Below are 18,748 nucleotides of genomic sequence, written 5' to 3' on the forward strand. Positions count from 1 at the left end.
TAGTATGATGGAAATGATTAGAAATTGAAAGGGGAAATCGATATGACCAAAACAATTGGGCTAATTTGTGGTAGTTTAAGAAAAAGTTCTTATAATCGGATTATTGCACAATCCCTAGTAGACATGGAAGACAGCACTGAATTTCGCTGGATTGAAATTAAAGATCTTCCTTTATTTGATGAAGATTTAGAAGTCGGCGGCGGACCGGAAACGGTAGTATCATTTAAAAAAGCAATTCAAGAAGTTAACGGCATTATTATTGTAAGTCCTGAGTACAATTCAGGCATTCCTGGTGTGTTAAAAAACGCATTAGATTGGGCTTCAAGACCTCCAAAGACATCGGTTCTTCATAGAAAACCAGTAGGTGTGATAGGAGCAACCCCTGGGGGATTAGGAACGGCTTTTTCTCAAATGCAAATTAGACAAACACTAGAAGCCATACAAGCTCAAGTTCTTCCGTTTCAAAAAGTATTAATTTCGCAAGTACATGAAAAGATTGACTCCGATCAGAAAGTGCTTACTGACGATAAAACAAAGCGATATCTTCAGAATTATCTGCAACAATTTTTGCTTTGGATCGACCATACTCCCTTTGAAAATAAATAATAAAGAAAAAGGATTCACTGATTGGACGATACGCTCAGTATAGGGATGAACTTAATCTTGGCCACTTTTCTTATACCTCACAGAACGTCTAAGGAGGAACGCCACCCTTATACAAAAGAACTTATCTCAATTTTTTAGATAAGACTTGTTTATCGTGATGAAAAATCAGGATTTCAAAGGCACTTATTGTCACCATCTTTTCCGTCTAGAGGAATTGAATTTATTTTAAATATTGTCCCTCCGCAAAAAGAGTCAGGAGTGTTTCCTGCACATAATATTGGTGTAAAAGAAATTATCTATGTTGCCCAAGGCAAGTTAAGAGTGGAATTAGGTAATGGCGCTTTTATAGAAGAATTAGGAGAAGGTGATTCATTCTATTTTGCCGCGGATACTGAACACCGATTTATAAACATATTCGACATAGAATGCTGCTATTTTCTAGTAATTGACTCTATCAATTCAGTTAGCTGGCTTTGAAATAATGTTCGATACTTTATAAAAGAGACTGATCGTTTATAAAAAAGTTGATTAAAAAAATTGATGTGCAGGGTTTTTTCATGTTCCGCAATCGGGCCATTTATTGAAAAAAAGCGTTGCATAAAATTCTCCGTTTTTATGAAATTAACAGGTTCTGAAGAAGCCAAAAATTTTGATTTTCAACGATATAAAAACCTGTACAAATGATTAAAAAATGAATAAAAGCCAATCCTTTGGTACGTATGGGATTGGCTTTTTTGCTACCTTTTTATAGCTGGTATTATGTTAACTAGAATGGAATACGATATACATTGCTTTGTGAAATTCTGCATGAGAAATGCCTTTTACACCAAGCTGGTTTCGTACTCTAACGCCAGCGTAATGCCATTAATAACCGGCAACAGTCCAAATTGGCTACTTTTGATGTAAATTCTAACCGTATACTATCGGGATTGTATTTAATATCTACGTCTGACGTAACTCCTATAGAATGAATTAAGCGCTTAACCTCCTCAATATCTGAAGTTTCTGCAGCATACATTAATTTAGCATCAAATTCTTTTGCCTCAGATAATTTATTAAGAACCATGCTTGCATCTTTCATGAGTTTTTTAGATTGATTCGCTGATTGATACAAAAGATTAGGGTCAACAGGTGGATATTGACGAATTGGCCAATAAGTAGTATTGCGATAAGGGGGCTGATAGTAGCTATGGTGATATAAATAATACATGAACAGGCTTCCCTCCTTGAAAAATACATACAATTAACTATTTCTAGACCATGTTATGATAGTTAAATATCCTATGTATAGGTAGATGACTAGATAAAGCCACAGTTTTGGATGGTTATGGTAAAAAAAGAGGTTGTGCACCTTAAAAAGCTCCCAACCTTCCTGATTTTATTGAAATCATGACCATTGTTCGTAGCATATATGGTGATGAATTTATGGGGATTTTTGAATATTCTTTCACATAAAAAAATTGTTCAAGAGGACGGAATGCTAAAAAATAGCTGGGTGGCTTTAGCTGAATAATCAAAAGGATCCTTCCAATCGAAGATCCTTTTTTCATTGCTAATAAGAAAATTTATAATTTTTTAAACAGCTGATTCTATAATGTTCTGCAATGAACACCAGTTGAATTAATTAATCGGTCTTCAACAATCGGGCGCATTCTTGTATAAGGAATTGTGTCTTTTTTAGTTATAATCCTGAAAGGAATAAGAAATCTGTTTGTCTAGTATTGCTTATTTGACACAATTTTTTAATTAGGAATAACAGAGATTTTTTATTTGGGTATAGATGATGAGATTGCTAATACTTCGTTTAATATCACTAAGAAACAGTTGGTTCAAGCACAGTCAATGTATTATCTGTCGAATTGAGATTAACATTAGCACCTATTGGAATAGCAGCTTTATAAAAGCCATGCCCTGTAGCAAGGTTGACCATCAGTGGTTTTCCTAGGGGGACTAACAAATCATTAATTAAATCATCATATGTTGTATCATAAGATACAAGGCAATTTGTACATTCTCCCATGATAATACCAAGACAATCTTGAAATTTACCTGACATCAATAATTGAGTTAGATACCGAAAAATCGTTGTAGTAGGTGAATGGATCTCTTCTAGAAAAAGTATTTTTCCCTGTGTATTAATTTCATATGGCGTACCAAGGGTATTAACTAGAGAAGTCATATTTCCACCTACTATTGGACCCGTTACATTTCCTGGTACTAAACTCTTCAGAGGCATGGTCGAAGGATTTTGGATAATCCTGGGCGAAGTCAATGTAGAAGTTGCTTCAAAGAATTGATTGAAATTATAAGCAGGTGTCTCTATTCTAAAATCAATAAGCATTAGGCTATGGAACGTAATTAAATTACTAAATAGATACAAACTATTTAGTAATACTGTTATGTCACTATAACCAGATATAATTTTAGGGTTCTCTCTTATGACTTCAAAATCCAAGTAAGGAAGAATGGTCTGTACCCCAGTCCCTCCTCGTGTGGAGAGTATCATTTTGACGCTCGGATCTTTGAACATATTCATTACATCTTCTGCTCTTTGCCCAGCAGGTGCAGCTGTGATGCCCTCGTAAGAATAAACGTGGCTGCCAAAAATTATATTAAAGCCAATATCTCTTAAATATTGTACTCGCGCATTAATAATATTTGCATCAAGAGGGCTGCCAGGTGTAACCAACCCAATCGTATCCCCTCTTTGCAGCATCGGAGGTCTTATTGCCATATCTTCCTCTCCCTGTATTCGATTCAATTATAATTTATGATAATTAAAGGTATTAGAAGGTTAACTGATATATGTCATATTAATGAAAACTATAGGGGTTTTTCTAAACGATTCAATTATAATTTATGATAATTAAAGGTATTAGAAGGTTATCTGATATATGTCTTATTAATGAAAACTATAGGGGTTTTCTAAATGGGTCTGAACAAGAACTTGAAATTTCTTTACTCGGCTGGGGTGTAGGATTTCAATGTTTGATAGTGGCGTATCCATATTTGTAGACTTGTGCAGTCATTATGACAAATATTGATTTAGGGGTTCAATAACTAATTTATAGCTCAATATTAATTCTCTACTATCAGAAAATATATTATTAATCTTCAACGGCAAAAATGACACACTCTATGAGACTTCGATTCCCAACTTTGAACAAGTAGTTAAATACGTTCAAAGGCTCTGTTTGTGTATGCAGAGTAAACGGCATAAGTCTGTCCTTTTTTAATAATCTTCATTTCGCATAGTAAATATGTAAAGTGTAGAAAGGCGGATCATTCTGCCTTTCTTTATTTTTGTATAAATTTTCCATCTGCATAACAAAAGGAAGGTTTATTTGGTGGACGGCTATCTAAGCTTCCCTCCTAATAAAATAAACAGCATGAAAAGTATGTAAAAGAAAAAACTCGACTGATCAAAGCTGCAGAGGAGAAGATGAAAAAGGCTGATAAAATTACTCAGGCAAATGGACATATATCGAAAAAAGAAACGAAAGCAAAGGCAAATAAAATGTTTATGACGAAATCAAAAGATACAAGCCAAAAAGCGGTTCAACGCGCAGCAAAGGAGATTGAACAGCGTGTGGAACAACTTGATGCAGTGGAGGCTCCTGAAAAAGAACAAACACTGCGTTTTCATCAATCAAATGCTCTCAAGCTGCACAATAAGTTTCCAATAATGGCTGATCGATTAACACTAAAGGCAGGGAACAAAACTCTGCTCAACGAAGCAAGTTTCCAATTCCCATTAGGCAGCACGATCGCAATTACAGGAAATAATGGTTCAGGGAAAACAACCCTCCTGCGCCACATTTTGCAGAATGGAGAAGGGATTATCATATCTCCTAGAGCAGTCATCGGGGCTTATGAACAAATGAGCTATCAATTTGAAAATACTGAAACTGTAATAGCATATATGAAAGAAAGAAGCGACTACGATGAAAGCAAGATCCGTGCAGTCCTTCATGCAATGAACATTACAGGAAATGACTTGAGAAAGAATGTGTGCGATTTAAGCGGTGGAGAAGCAATCCGTCTAATAATGTGTCAACTTTTTTTGGGAAAATACAATGTACTGGTTTTAGATGAGCCAACCAATTTTTTGGATGTTTTTTGTATTGAAGCGTTAGAACGCTTTTTAAAAGGCTATGAAGGTACGGTCCTTCTTGTAACGCATGATCACATGTTTATTAAACGTGTAGCAGATCGTATATATGTTATTGAACACCAGCAACTAAAATTAAGAAGCTAATCAGAGAAAGAGGCAGAGAAGGGAATATATTAAGAGCGTGTTTTGATCAATTTTCAAAACACGCTTTTTCTATTGGCTCTTGTATAAAGATTTATAGCGTTAATTTAATCAAACTTTATTAAAAAAACTACAGTTAGAGAGTAACAGTTTCGTTTTTCTGAAGGATCGGCCGTAATTTTCACTTTCGATTATTACCTATGTTTTTTATAAAAAAAGAGATCTGAATGTATAGCACAAATAGACCGAAATTTCCGGTCATTTTTTTATGCTTTTAAACCGTTGGGCCGCCTAGGTTCAGGTTTATGAAATTGATTTAATATGTGAAGATCTTCAGTAGAATCTATTAAAATAGCAATATTAAAAAAAAGAAACTCATCAAAAAAAAGCTTTTGCTCAAGCGGAGCAAAGGCTTATTAACATATAAGGGATGTCTTTTTTAACTCAATCTAATGATGCTAAAGTTTTAATTACTTGTTGGAGAGCTTCTTCTTCATCACGTCCGGAAGCTTCTAATTTTAATTCTGCCTTGTTTTGTATTCCAAGTGATAAAACACCCAATATGGACTTTACATTAACCCTGCGTCCTTTATAAGTTAGAAAAATATCAGAACTATAACGAGAGGCGGTCCGAATCAATTCTGTAGCAGAACGTCCATACAACCCCCCTATACTGTTCAGTTCAACTGTTTGTTGAATCATATAAAGACCTCCTTAATAACTTTTATCCTTTTTAAGAATGAATACAAAGATTCCCTCTGTCTTATATATGAATCTTTTTACATAATAATGTTAATTTTTTGTATGAAGCAGCCTATTTCATCTCATCAGCTAACGGGCAGTCTGGTTAAGTTCATTTCTTCACACAAACTATAATTTAACAAATAATTATAATAGATTATGATATAATTGAGACAGAAAAGGTGTGTTCTTAGGTCACGCCTGGTTTTTTGTGACACCTAAGCAGGAGCTCTTACATCTTTTTTGCAAATAAAGGGGATAAGGAAGGTTATAATGAGCAGCATACAGAAAAAAGCAGACGTTATCTTAATTGGCGGCGGAGTAATGAGCGCGACTTTGGGATCCTTACTGAAAGAGTTAGCACCGGAATGGGAAATCAAAGTGTTTGAGAAGCTCGCAAACGCAGGAGAAGAAAGCTCTAACGAATGGAATAATGCGGGTACGGGTCATTCTGCACTGTGCGAGCTTAACTATACATCCGAAAAATTTGACGGATCTATGGATATTAGCAAAGCTATTAAAATTAATGAACAGTTCCAAGTTTCAATGCAGTTTTGGTCTTATCTCGTAAACAGTAAGCTGATTAATAATCCGCAAGACTTTATCATGCCATTACCTCATATGAGTATGGTACTAGGGGAAAAAAATGTAGCATTTTTGAAGAAACGTTTTAAAGCGCTTTCAAATAATCCTTTGTTTAAAGGTATGGAATTTTCCGATAACCCAGAAAAACTGATGGAATGGATTCCGCTTATCATGCAAGACCGTCCATCGAATGAACCTATAGCTGCAACAAAAATCGACTCTGGTACAGACGTTAACTTTGGTGCTTTAACACGCATGTTGTTTGACCACTTAAAGAATAAAAACGTCGATATCAAATACAAACATAGTGTTGATAATGTTAACCGTACTAGCGATGGATCTTGGGAATTAAAAGTGCGTAATGTCGATAATGGCAGCGTAGAACACCATACTGCTAAATTCGTCTTTATCGGAGGCGGTGGCGGAAGCCTGCATTTACTACAAAAATCTGGTATTCCTGAAGGGAAACATATTGGCGGATTCCCAGTAAGCGGAATATTTATGGTATGTAATAATCCGGAAGTTGCAGCGCAGCATCATGCAAAAGTATACGGCAAAGCTAAGGTTGGAGCTCCTCCAATGTCTGTTCCGCATCTTGACACAAGATATATCGACAATAAAAAATCGTTACTATTTGGACCGTTTGCCGGCTTCACACCAAAGTTCTTAAAAACAGGTTCAATGTTCGATTTAGTAACTTCCGTAAAACCGAATAATGTCTTAACTATGTTGGCGGCAGGCGCAAAAGAGATGTCATTGACTAAATACCTGATCCAGCAAGTTATGTTATCTAAAGAACAGCGTATGGAAGAGTTACGAGAGTTTATCCCGAACGCTAAGAGCGAGGATTGGGATTTAGTAGTAGCTGGCCAACGTGTACAAGTTATCAAAGATACTGATGAAGGCGGCAAAGGAACGCTTCAATTTGGCACCGAAGTTATTACTGCAGCTGATGGCTCGATTGCAGCATTACTAGGTGCTTCTCCAGGTGCTTCTACTGCTGTTCACGTTATGCTTGAGATAATTGAAAAATGCTTTCCGCAACATATAAAAGAGTGGGAACCAAAAATTAAAGAAATGATTCCTTCTTATGGCGTGTCACTAATGGAAAATCCAGAGCTGCTGCACGAAATTCATACTTCAACAGCAGAGACGCTTGGTCTAAGGGAAAAAGAGCTAGCCTATAGTTAATTCTTTGGATGTAAAAAGGCAATGATTGAAAAAAAGAGATAAAAAAAATTCACTTAAAGAATTGAGTAAATAATAGAATATCATTGAAAATAAAACATAGAACCTTTGATCTATCTTTGGATTGAAGGTTCTTTTTTCAAAATTCGCAGTTAGGGAGGCTGCGGTGACCGAAAATGTCTAATTAGTCATGCAGACTTAAGTGCATACGCTTTTAGGGTATAATAAAACCTCATAAAAAAGGCCAACCAGAAAAATGACTAACCTTTCCATGCAGCAGCTAATAACTCTCGCTGCAATCAACCACACATCATTAATTAGTAAATAGCAACAAAGTTTGGCGAGTCATCCTTTATAAATTAACTGAAAAAACTTGCTTTTGATTTTTATATTGTTTTGTTGTCAATCCAGTTACTTTTTTGAAAGTTCTGCAAAAATAATGCGAATCAATATAGCCAACTTGATGGGCAATTTCATATGTTTTATTATTTGTAGTCTTCAAAAGATCTTTGGCCATATCAATTCGGGTGTTCGTTAAATATTCGATTAATGTTTTACCTGTTTCCTGACTAAACATATGACTTAAATAGGAGGGGCTTACATTCACTGCGTCTGCAACAGTTTGCAGAGATAACTGAGAGTCAGTAAAATTTTCGTTAATATAGCCTAACGCCATTTGAACTGATGAAGAGTATTTTGTAGTTAAACGATCTCTAGTTGTAGTAACGATGTGTAGCATTTCTTCAATATAGGTTAGAACCTCATTGTAATTCCTAATCCAGCTTGCTTTCATTTCCAATTGATTAATTTCCTGCATAACTTCAAGATTATCCATTTCTATTTCCTTCAAAAAATGTGAAATCGTAATAGTAAAATCCATTAAAAAATAATACGTTGTAAAAGGAGATCGAACATTTCCTTTTTCTAGATAAGATGAATAAGAACGAGAAAAACTAGAAATATCGCTTAATAGTCCAAATTTTAGAAAGTCAATTAAATCTCGTCGGTTAAAATGTTGCAATTCCTTTTTGGACTCTATGTCTATTTCAGTTTCCTTCGAACTGTACTTATGAATAATAGTTGAATAGCTTTTCTCTTCATCGGCTTCCGCGAAAGATAAGGTAATACCTTGAATACGGCTTTCTACTCTTCCGATTCCAAAGATCAATGGGTTCTCAGGTTGTAGTTCTTCATGTGACAGCAAGCGCTGTCTTATTATCTCGGACTCCCGTTCAAGAGTCTGTTTTGATTCTCCCATCATAATAAAAATCGATTCTTTCAATTTTCTACTAAATCGCAAACAATTATATTCAGCTTCTATCCAGTTAATGGAATCTGAATCAATTGTACATTCTATGATGACGATATAATAATAACTTGAGATAAGATTAATAGTTAACTTTGAAGCTTCTTTAACTGCCTCTGAAAAAGTATACAACCCTTCACAGAGGTCATATAAAAATTTATCTCTAGAAGCAGATTTATTTTGCAATACTTGATTTTCTAAGTCACTTAATCTTTTATTGTTCATTTCTTCCTCATCAATTTTTGCAGAAACTTTTTTTAATATAGTAAGTAAATCCTGTGAACTAACAGGCTTTAGGCAATATTCAGTAACTTGGATGCGCATTGCTTCTCTTGCATATTCAAATTCATCATGTCCACTAAGTATAATTATTTTTATTGAGGGCATTGTTTCGCGTAGAATACGACTGAGTTCCAAACCGTCCATAAAAGGCATTTTAATATCCGTAATGACAATATCAGGTTGGTGTTTTTCAATTAAAGGAAGAGCAATTTCGCCATCTGAAGCATCACCACAAAAAATAAACCCTTCTCGATTCCAATCAATACTTTTCCCAACCCCTTCACGGATAGCCATTTCATCATCTACTAAGAATACTTTTTTCATTTATATCCCCTCTCTGCTGGAATGATTATACTTACACGCGTGCCAGAACCATACCAGCTATTGATTGTTAAACCAAAAGGCTCCCCATAATGTAAGAGAATCCGATTATGAACATTTACCATACCAAAGCCTCCTTGATCCTTTTCAAATGGGACACCTTGGGATAATTGAAATCGAATATCTTTTAACTTGTCTTCTTTAATGCCAATCCCGTTATCTATCACATCAATAGAAATATATCCTTCTGGAGTAAAATCACCTTTAATTCGGACAAATCCTTTACCGCGTTTATTTTTTATGCCGTGATATATAGCATTTTCAACGATTGGCTGAAGTGTTAATTTAATAATTTCATATTGTAAAATATCCTCATTTAAATGAAAAGTTACATCTAAAATATCTTGGTACCTCATTTTTTGTATGATTAGGTAATTTCGAATATGATCAATCTCATCTTCTAAAAGAATTAAATCTTTTCCTTTGCTTAAAGAAATTCTAAAAAAGTGTGATAATGCCTTTGTAATTTCAATTACTTGTTGACTTTTTTTTGCTTCTGCCATCCAAATAATTGTTTCAAGTGAGTTATATAGAAAGTGTGGATTGATTTGGGCTTGCATAGTGCGTAATTCTGCAATTTTTAATTGTTTTTGTTCATTAACACTTTTTGTTAGTAGAGCCTTTATTTTCATAATCATACTATTAAAATTTTCACCTAGGTCTGCAATCTCATCAGTACCTTTATTAACGAGCTGCACATCTAGATTCCCTTGTGAAACTTGTTTCATTTTCTCTTTTAAAATACGAAGTGGAAGAATTAATCTTGAAGTGATAAAGAAATATAATCCAATGGTGAAAATTAAAACTGAGCCTACAGTTAATACAATTAGACTTCTTATTTCATTTGCTTCTTTTGTAATATCTGATAACGGTGTATATCTAAGGAATTTCCAACCAGTCAATTCAGATGTTTCAAAGACGAAAAATGTTGCACCTTTCGTAAAATAGCCAGAGTGGTTTTCTTCTATTAGTTTTCTATCTAAGAGAGGTGAAGTTTTTGCAAATTGTGGATGTGAAAATAAAATATTACCCGATTCAGATTCAATTTGAATTGTACTGGAAGTTTTTAATGAAGCTTCGTGAAGAATATTCTTAAAAACCGAAGCTTTAATAACAATATTTATGAATCCAATTACTTCTTTGGAATTATCCGAAATAATTGTACTTGTCATAGAAAGTGCTGGATTACTGTTTTTATAGATTGGTTCTATTAGTGTTTTAGTTGGTTGATCTAATAGTTTCACATAGGGAGGTTTAGTGAGCACCTGATCATCTAATTGATGAACCCCACGGTCTTCACTAACCGCTTTTCCGTCAAGACCTATAATTTTAATATTCATGATGCTATCACTATATTGATAACTTTCTCTGTAAAGCTTTATCATTCCTAAAATACTTTTCGATTCCTCAGCCGTATTATGTTTGTCAATTAAAAATTGAACAGTACTATCCTTTTTCCCAACTTCAGTAAATCTTTTAATATCTTGAAGTACATCATCAAATTCACTGCGTAATTGTGCTACTTGGATTTGAGCTAATGAATATGTTTTTTCGGCAACAATATTATAAGATTTCATATATGAAATCACCCCAACAAGGATGAGAGGTATTACCGTTAAAAAAAGGAACATCATTAGAAGTTTTGTACGTAAACTTGAAACTATCCATTTTTTGAATTTCATAATCTAACCAACCTGTCAGTAGTATTATAAGAAGATTTATTCGAATAAATGTTAATATGTGTCTGGTTATTATATTTTAAACTGCCTTATGTTATCTTTCATTTCTTGAATTCGTTCTACAAGTTTATAAGATGCATCAGAAACTTCCTCAAGAGTAGTTAATTGTTCTTCACCCATAGCTGCAATTCCAGCAACTTCTGCATTCGTAATTTGCGAGCTCTGCTCAATGTCTGAGATCATTTGGCGAATAGAAAGCATTTGATCAAATGCCTCCTGCATGTCTTGCTTTATGCTTTCAATTTCAACTTGCTGTCTATTTCTAATTGAACGAATAGTATGGAATTGACTCTTTACGTGCTCAGTTTTTAATCTGCAAAGTTGAATGTTTTCTAGAGTTTCAGAGTTTTGGTTTCTGATTGAAGTTGTTAGGCTCATGATATGGTTTACTTTGTAATCGGAGTCTTGTGAAACCTTGTTTGTTTCATCAGAAACATCTTTTATACGAGTTAAAGCGTTTTCTATTTTTTTATTTATTGAACTTTTAGGAATTTCATTTATTAGAGAGAGGTACAATAAACTAGACTCTCGTGCAACAAGCTTAATTAATCGTAAATATTCATTCATTTCCCCTGACAATCTCTGAAGTTCTTCTGTATCACTGTTTACTTGATATATAGTTTGGCTTACTTGCTCAAGTTGCTGATGGAAGGTTACAAGTTCATGACTTATTTCATTTGTTATATGCAAGGTTTCATTTGATTGAAGGTTTATTTTATTTGATTTACCTAGTACTTCGTTATATTTAAAAAGTAAATGTTCAAATGTAGTTACTGATTTTTGAATCAGTTTATCTTGTGTATGAAGATTGATCGAAATTGTTTGTGTTGCTTCAGCAACTTCTTCCCCAGCAAGTCGGTTTTCAAGAATACTTTGGTGAATATCCTTTGAAGTTAAAACGACTAAATCATTTGTATTTCTCACGCTTAAGATAATATCCTTTAAATTATGAAACATTCGATTATAAGAACGACATAATTCTCCTATTTCATTCTTAGACAGATTTACTATTGCTCCTATCGTTAAGTTTCCTTCTGCAATTTCATTTGTTTTTTGTCCTAAACTACGAATAGGTTTTACAAAACTTCCTGATATATATATTGCAAATAATAATGAAATTATGATAACGGCAATAAATGCACAAATATAAATAGTTATGTCTCTTGTTAAGTTAGTAGAAATGATATTCTGTGATTCCCCTTTTACCAAAAGGGTTTTTTGTAAGAGTGACTGAACCTTTTCATCGATGAGGTCTGTAAGAATTGTAATATATTCATAGGTGATATTTCGTGAATCTGCTGGAACATTTTCTTGGATTTGCTCTCCAAGCTTGTCAATATATTCAGTCGTAGTCGTTAATGTTTGGCGAACTTCTGAAATTTCCTTAGTGAATTGGCCATTTTTATCATCGCGTTCAATTTTATCTAAGTTTTGATACATATTGTTTAGATGATCATATTGAGTACCATTTTCAAAAAGTACTTTTCCATATGCAATATCCCTAATTTCCTCATCTAGCTTTTGCTTAAGTGAACCATTAATTGAATTCGTCAATGTGATTGTTTCCATCATTGCATTATATTGATGAACATACCCGAGGAAAAGATAGATTTGTACGCAATTTATTGTTGCAAGCCATAATAAAATGACCATGAAACCAAGGATTAATCTTTTTCGTAAAGATAGATCAGATAACATTGAATGCGCTTTCAATTCAAATCCCCCTTCCTTGACTTATCTTACTATAGTAAGAGTTAAAAGTAGATAAAAATATTTTACACTTTTTTGAAAAATTTTATAGTTTTTAAATTGAAAAGTACTCTATAAACAAAATGAATTTACAACATTTTCGAAAGTTATTCCATTCATCTATAAAATGTAAACGCTTTATAATTAGAGTAATCCAATTCAAGTAATATGCTGAAAAATATTATTGAATTGAAAAAGATAAGGGGAGAATCAAATGATAAAAAAATTATTCAAGAGAAAAACAGTGCTCTTGTTAATGATGTCGCTCATGCTTTTATTGGCTGCATGTAGCTCATCAGGTACAGGGGGGCAAACAGGAACTGGTACTAGTTCAGGAGATTCTGAGTCTAGTGATAAGTTAGTAATAGGCTTTTCACAAGTCGGTGCTGAAAGTGAATGGAGAACGGCAAACACGAAGTCAATGCAAGAAGCCATTAAAGCTGCAGGTCATGAATTGAAATTTTCAGATGCCCAACAAAAGCAAGAAAATCAAATTAAGGCCATTCGTTCGTTTATCGCCCAAAAAGTAGATGCAATTGTCTTCTCACCTGTTGTTGAAACAGGATTTGAAACGGTGTTACAAGAAGCAAAGGATGCAGGGATTCCAGTTTTTCTTTCTGACCGTTCTGTTGATATTGAAGATGATTCATTATGGGTAACATTCTTAGGTTCAGACTTTGTTGAAGAAGGTAGAAAAGCTGCAAATTGGTTAGTTGAGGAAACAGCTGATGTAGATGGTGATGTCAATATCGTTGAACTTCAAGGAACAGTCGGATCAGCACCTGCGATTGACCGTAAAGAAGGCTTTGAAGAAGTAATAGCAGATCATCCAAATTTAAAAATCACAAAATCTCAAACAGGTGACTTTACTCGTGCAAAAGGAAAAGAAGTTATGGAAGCGTTCTTAAAAGCAGATGGAGAAAACATTGATGTTCTCTATTCTCATAATGATGACATGGCAATTGGTGCGATTCAAGCAATTGAAGAGTACGGATTAAAGCCAGGTGAAGATATTAAAATCATCGGTGTTGACGCAGTAAAAGGTGCGTTCGAAGCAATGGCAGCAGGAAAAATGAACGTAACAGTTGAATGTAACCCATTGTTTGGTCCGCAAATGGTTGATTTAATTGAGGCACATTTAGCTGGTGAAGAGATTGATAAGCGTGTAGCTGTAGAAGAAAGCATGTATACAATGGATCAAGCTGAGGAGTTACTACCAACTCGAGAGTATTAATGAAGTAAAACATAAAAGTCACTAGGAATCATAGAACGGATTGAAACTAGTGGCTTTTGTTGATTTTTTAAGAATAATTTTATTTCGCTATTGAAGGAAATCAGATGAATATGGGGGTAAGAAGATGAAGTACTACCGAAAAATAACAGCTTCTACACTATCTGTTCTAATGCTAGGGTCTAGTTTATTTACTAGTCAAGCTACATATGCAGCAGACAATTTGGAAGCTTCAAAAGTACTTTCCCTTCCATTCGAAGAAAATTTAGTAGACAGCTCTGGAGAGGGAAACAATGGAACGATAATTGGATCTAATTATTCTTATGTAGATGGAGTAAATGGTGGAAAAGCATTAAAGCTTAGTGGCAACACTGCTGTTAATCTTGGGAAAAGTGCAACACTTCAGCCATCAGATGTAACAGCGTCATTTTGGTTTAAGCCAAATGAAAAAATGACCGGTGAGCAAATGATTATGTGGAATAAAACCGTTTGGTATAGTGATGGGTGGTACTTAGGATCAGAAAATGATAATAAGCCACTTGTTATGTCCCTAGGATCATCCGATGCAAATAAACAACCATATAAAGTAAGCGTTATCGGTTCAAGAGCAGAGTTCTTTCCTGTTGATGCTTGGACACATGTGGCAGTTACTTATGATAGTGAAACAAAAAATGTTAGTATTTACAGAAATGGTATTAAACAAAAAACTACCGTTGACTATTCATATGGTAAAGATGGAGCAGATGGCATCATAACCTCAGACGAAACGACACAAAAATCTATCGGTTATAATGGTCCGACATATAATGGTGCTTATGGTAAGTATTCAATTGATAATTTTGAACTGTACAGTCATGCAGGAAGTAATGAAGATATTATTTCTTTGTATGAAGAACAGTCAGGAACCACATTTGATTATGAACTTATTGCCAAACAGGATGCAGAAGCAATTTCTGTGCCAGAAAAAGCAACAGTTAATATACCTCTTCCTTCAAAAGGATCATCTGGTTCAACAATCACTTGGACATCTGATAATGAGGAAGTAATCGAATCAAGTGGAACCGTTCATAGACCTGCAGCAGGTGAGAGTGATGCTGAGGTGACCTTGTCGGCGACTGTCACTTATAAGAATAAGTCTGTTACAAAGAATTTTTCAGTAATAGTACCTGCAAAGGCAGTATCAGATACTTTACAGGAAGTTGAGATGACTAATGTTATTCTAACTGACGAGTATTATACGAATGCATTTGATAAAGAAATAGACTATTTATTATCTTTGGAAGCTGACAAACTACTGAGTGCATTCCGAACAACTAGTGGACTTGAAGCAAAAGCGTCAATTTATGGGGGATGGGAAGATACAGAAATACGTGGTCATACATTAGGTCATTATCTTTCTGCTATTTCTACTGCTTATGTAAATGCAACAGGAGAGGACAAAACTCTTTTAAAAGAGCGGATGGACTATATGATTAACGAATTGGCAGAGGTTCAGGATGCAAATGGAAATGGCTATGTATCTGCATTTCCAACTTCCTTCTTAGATCGAGTTGAAAATGGTCAGGCAGTTTGGGTTCCATGGTATACGATTCACAAGGTTCTAGCTGGTTTGATAAGTGTTGCCGAATATGGTGAAAATGAAAAAGCTCTAGAGGTTGCAGAAGGATTTGGCGAATATATTTATAGCCGTACCTCCACTTGGGATCAAGCAAAGAAAGAAAGAGTACTTAAGGTAGAATACGGTGGAATGAATGATAGTCTATATGATTTATACATCTTTACAGGAAATGACCATTTTCTGAAGGCAGCGGAGAAATTCGATGAGGATAGCCTTTTTGATTCTCTTTATAATAATCAAGATGTTTTAAATGGCAAGCATGCCAATACGACAATTCCAAAAGTAATTGGAGCATTAAAACGTTACACTGCTTTAGAGGAAGCTGAAAGTGAAGAGTATTACTTAACAGTTGCTGAAAACTTCTGGGAGATGGTAGTTAATAATCATTCTTATCTTACAGGTGGAAATAGTGAAAATGAGCATTTTGGCGAACCTGGAATCCTAAATACAGAGCGTACAAATGTAAACAACGAAACTTGTAATGTTTATAACATGTTGAAATTATCAAGAGAGCTATACAAAATTACAAAAGATAAAAAATACGCAGATTACTATGAAAATGCACATACCAATGCCATAATGGCTTCCCAAAACCCAGAAACTGGAATGTCGATGTACTTCCAACCTATGGCTACAGGTTTCTTTAAAGTGTTTAGCAGTGCAATCTATCATTTCTGGTGCTGTACAGGAACAGGTATGGAGAACTTTACAAAACTAAATGACAGTATTTATTTTACTGACCAAGATAGTGTTTATGTGAATATGTATCTTTCTTCAGTACTCACATTGAAAGACAAAAACTTAAAACTAACCCAAGAATCTCAGCTCCCGAATACTGGTGCCGGTGATAAATCAACTGGGAAAGTTACATTCACGATCAATACCAATGGTTCTACAAATACAGCGTTAAAGTTTAGAATTCCTGATTGGGCTTCGTCTAACCCTAAACTAGAAATCAATGGTGAACCTATAACAGACTATACGATTGATGAAGGTTATATTGTATTAAAACAAAATTGGACAGATGGCTCTATCGTAACTTTAGATTTTCCAATGGAAGTTAAATTATATGATCTTCCAGATGATCAAAACACAGTTGCCTTTAAATATGGTCCAGTTGTTTTGAGTGCAGGATTAGGTACAAATAATATGACTACTAGTCAACATGGTGTCAATGTATTAAAACCAAACAAAGATACTGCTGCAAGAGATTTTATAACGATTGAAGGCACAGATATCAAGACATGGAAAGAGAATATCACAAAGAATCTTGTCAAAACAGAAGGCAAACTTGAATTTACATTAAGAGGAACCGATGCAGATGATGGCATCCTTACTTTTACACCTCATTATGAAAGATATGAAGACCGATATGGTATCTATTTTGAACTGATTACTGCTGATTCAGAAAGTTATCAAAAATCCATACTCCTTTCAAAGGAAAAAGGCAGAGCAGAGAATGCCACGATCAGTTCTGTCATTGTGGCTAATGATCAGTATGAGTTGGCTGCAAACCGTCAAACTCTGAATTCGACAACTGGAATTCATAATGGAAGTTCATACCGAGATGCAAGAGCAGGTGGATATTTTAGTTATGATATGGAAGTTAACCCAGAATCTGCAAACTATATATATTCAACTTACTTTAGTGGTGATGTAGGACGAACATTTGATATCTTTGTTGATGATAAAAAGCTAGTAACGGAGGTTATTGAGAATAAAAATCCAGGTGACTTTTATACTCAAACACATAAAATCACACAGGAATTAGTTGATAAAAGTAGAACAAAGATCGTTCAAGAAACAGATAATAACGGAAATCCTGTCGAAAGAGAAATTCATTATGTCACGGTTAAATTTGCTAGCAATGGAGGTTTTGTTGGCGGAATATTCGATATTTTCAGAGTTATCACTGACTATAAAACTAACTCTAATTTAGAGAGTTTGTCCTTTGATCAAGGAACTTTATCGAAGTCTTTTGATCCTGAAGTCACAGAATATACACTAACTGTTCCATCAACAGCAGATTCTGTGAATATGTCTGTAGCACCGCAAGACGAATATGGCTTAGTTTATGTTGGGGATATTCTGATAAATGATAAAATGGAACGCAATATATCATTGAAAGAAAACACAACCGATCTTGTGATTACTTCAAAAGCAGAAGATCATAAGACTTCAAAACAATATACCATTCATATTGTTAAAGGTGAAAATGATACTACACCTCCGGAAGGTCATTTTACAATTAATTCAGAAGCTAAGTATACAAATAACCCAAAGGTAACTTTGACACTTGATGCACAGGATGAAACAAGTGGAGTTGATACAGTACGCTTTTCAACAGATTCAGAGAATTGGACAGATTGGGAAACGTATACAACGACAAAAGAAGTAACGTTACCGTCTAGCGATGGTGAGAAGACAGTATTTGTTGAATTTAAAGATCAGGCTGGAAATATCAGTGAAACCTATCAACAAAAGATTATACTTGATACAACTGCCCCTGTGATAAAATTCACTGGCTATCAGGATACTTATTCTGTTGATTCTTCTATTAATATGACATGTAGTATAACCGATGAGTTGTCTGGTATTGCTTCAAAAGAATGTGAAAATGTTAAAAGGCCAGCCTATGAATTCGAATTAGGAATAAATAAAGTAACTGCTTCAGCAACTGATAACGCTGGTAATACAGCGAAAGTTGACATCAAATTTACAGTGATTGTTGATTTTGATAGTTTAAGTAGACTAACGGAAGATTTTGTTACGAAAAAAGAAGTAGCTCATTCATTGACGGAAAAGCTACAATCAGCAAAGGAATCAGCTGTAAAGGGTAATAATAAAGCGATGACTGGTCAACTAAACGCCTACGAAAATCAACTAAATGCTCAAAGCGGAAAATCTATTACTGACCAACAGGCAAAAATTTTAATTTCATTGTTAAGAAAGCTCTAAATTAAAACATGCTGAAATTTTTATAGACCTTAATCTAAAGTATTTACTAAAATGCCTCGCGGTTAAAGATTTGATTAGCCCGAGGCATCTTTAAAATTGGGTCTTGCTC

At 34.5% G+C, this 18,748-nt stretch carries 12 protein-coding genes and 1 pseudogene; 7 read left to right on the top strand and 6 right to left on the bottom strand.

Annotation, left to right across the window (positions count from 1 at the left end; all coding sequences use genetic code 11):
• Positions 1 to 42: 42 nt before the first annotated feature.
• Positions 43 to 606 (top strand): NADPH-dependent FMN reductase, encoded by a 564-nt coding sequence (locus tag QFZ72_RS11720; protein ID WP_307433398.1) that lies wholly within the window; start codon positions 43 to 45, stop codon positions 604 to 606.
• Between the two features lie 186 nt (positions 607 to 792).
• Positions 793 to 1,083 carry a cupin domain-containing protein gene (locus QFZ72_RS11725; protein WP_307433400.1) on the top strand — a complete coding sequence of 97 codons (291 nt, stop codon included), beginning with the start codon at positions 793 to 795 and terminating at the stop codon, positions 1,081 to 1,083.
• A 367-nt stretch (positions 1,084 to 1,450) separates the two neighbouring features.
• Here QFZ72_RS11725 and QFZ72_RS11730 read toward each other — a convergent pair whose 3' ends face one another.
• Positions 1,451 to 1,816: a YuzC family spore coat inner layer protein gene (locus QFZ72_RS11730; protein WP_307433402.1), complete on the bottom strand. Its 366-nt coding sequence runs from the start codon at positions 1,814 to 1,816 to the stop codon at positions 1,451 to 1,453.
• 603 nt (positions 1,817 to 2,419) lie between these two features.
• Positions 2,420 to 3,340, bottom strand: coding sequence for a S66 peptidase family protein (locus tag QFZ72_RS11735; RefSeq protein WP_307433405.1), 921 nt, complete (start codon positions 3,338 to 3,340; stop codon positions 2,420 to 2,422).
• 392 nt (positions 3,341 to 3,732) lie between these two features.
• Between QFZ72_RS11735 and QFZ72_RS29460 the strand changes: the two genes are divergently transcribed.
• Entirely contained in the window at positions 3,733 to 3,777 is a 45-nt protein-coding gene (locus QFZ72_RS29460) for an erythromycin resistance leader peptide (RefSeq protein WP_152551248.1), read from the top strand.
• Between the two features lie 211 nt (positions 3,778 to 3,988).
• Positions 3,989 to 4,864: pseudogene (locus QFZ72_RS11740) on the top strand (ATP-binding cassette domain-containing protein); the annotation flags it as partial.
• Between the two features lie 441 nt (positions 4,865 to 5,305).
• Here the strand turns inward: QFZ72_RS11740 and QFZ72_RS11745 are convergent.
• Positions 5,306 to 5,563, bottom strand: coding sequence for an HPr family phosphocarrier protein (locus QFZ72_RS11745; RefSeq protein ID WP_307433407.1), 258 nt, complete (start codon positions 5,561 to 5,563; stop codon positions 5,306 to 5,308).
• A 312-nt stretch (positions 5,564 to 5,875) separates the two neighbouring features.
• Here QFZ72_RS11745 and QFZ72_RS11750 point away from each other — a divergent pair, with 312 nt between their 5' ends.
• Positions 5,876 to 7,378 carry a malate:quinone oxidoreductase gene (locus tag QFZ72_RS11750; protein ID WP_307433410.1) on the top strand — a complete coding sequence of 501 codons (1,503 nt, stop codon included), beginning with the start codon at positions 5,876 to 5,878 and terminating at the stop codon, positions 7,376 to 7,378.
• Positions 7,379 to 7,727: 349 nt separating this feature from the next.
• Here the strand turns inward: QFZ72_RS11750 and QFZ72_RS11755 are convergent, their stop codons facing one another.
• The 3 genes from QFZ72_RS11755 to QFZ72_RS11765 form a co-directional block, all read right to left on the bottom strand.
• Positions 7,728 to 9,287: a response regulator transcription factor gene (locus tag QFZ72_RS11755; protein ID WP_307433411.1), complete on the bottom strand. Its 1,560-nt coding sequence runs from the start codon at positions 9,285 to 9,287 to the stop codon at positions 7,728 to 7,730.
• Positions 9,284 to 11,026, bottom strand: a complete 1,743-nt coding sequence (locus QFZ72_RS11760; RefSeq protein ID WP_307433413.1) for a sensor histidine kinase — start codon at positions 11,024 to 11,026, stop codon at positions 9,284 to 9,286. The genes QFZ72_RS11755 and QFZ72_RS11760 overlap by 4 nt, the downstream gene beginning before the upstream one ends.
• A gap of 69 nt (positions 11,027 to 11,095) precedes the next feature.
• On the bottom strand, positions 11,096 to 12,796 hold the full coding sequence (locus QFZ72_RS11765; protein ID WP_307433416.1) for a methyl-accepting chemotaxis protein: 1,701 nt from the start codon (positions 12,794 to 12,796) through the stop codon (positions 11,096 to 11,098).
• A gap of 250 nt (positions 12,797 to 13,046) precedes the next feature.
• On the opposite strand from QFZ72_RS11765, the gene QFZ72_RS11770 reads away from it, so the two are divergent.
• Positions 13,047 to 14,066 carry an ABC transporter substrate-binding protein gene (locus QFZ72_RS11770; RefSeq protein WP_307433418.1) on the top strand — a complete coding sequence of 340 codons (1,020 nt, stop codon included), beginning with the start codon at positions 13,047 to 13,049 and terminating at the stop codon, positions 14,064 to 14,066.
• A gap of 124 nt (positions 14,067 to 14,190) precedes the next feature.
• A complete protein-coding gene (locus QFZ72_RS11775) occupies positions 14,191 to 18,639 on the top strand; it encodes a beta-L-arabinofuranosidase domain-containing protein (RefSeq protein ID WP_307433421.1) in 4,449 nt (1,482 codons plus the stop codon).
• The last annotated feature ends 109 nt before the right edge of the window (positions 18,640 to 18,748 follow it).

Origin of the sequence: Bacillus sp. V2I10 (genome assembly GCF_030817055.1) — a bacterium.
GTDB lineage: Bacteria > Bacillota > Bacilli > Bacillales > Bacillaceae > Bacillus_P.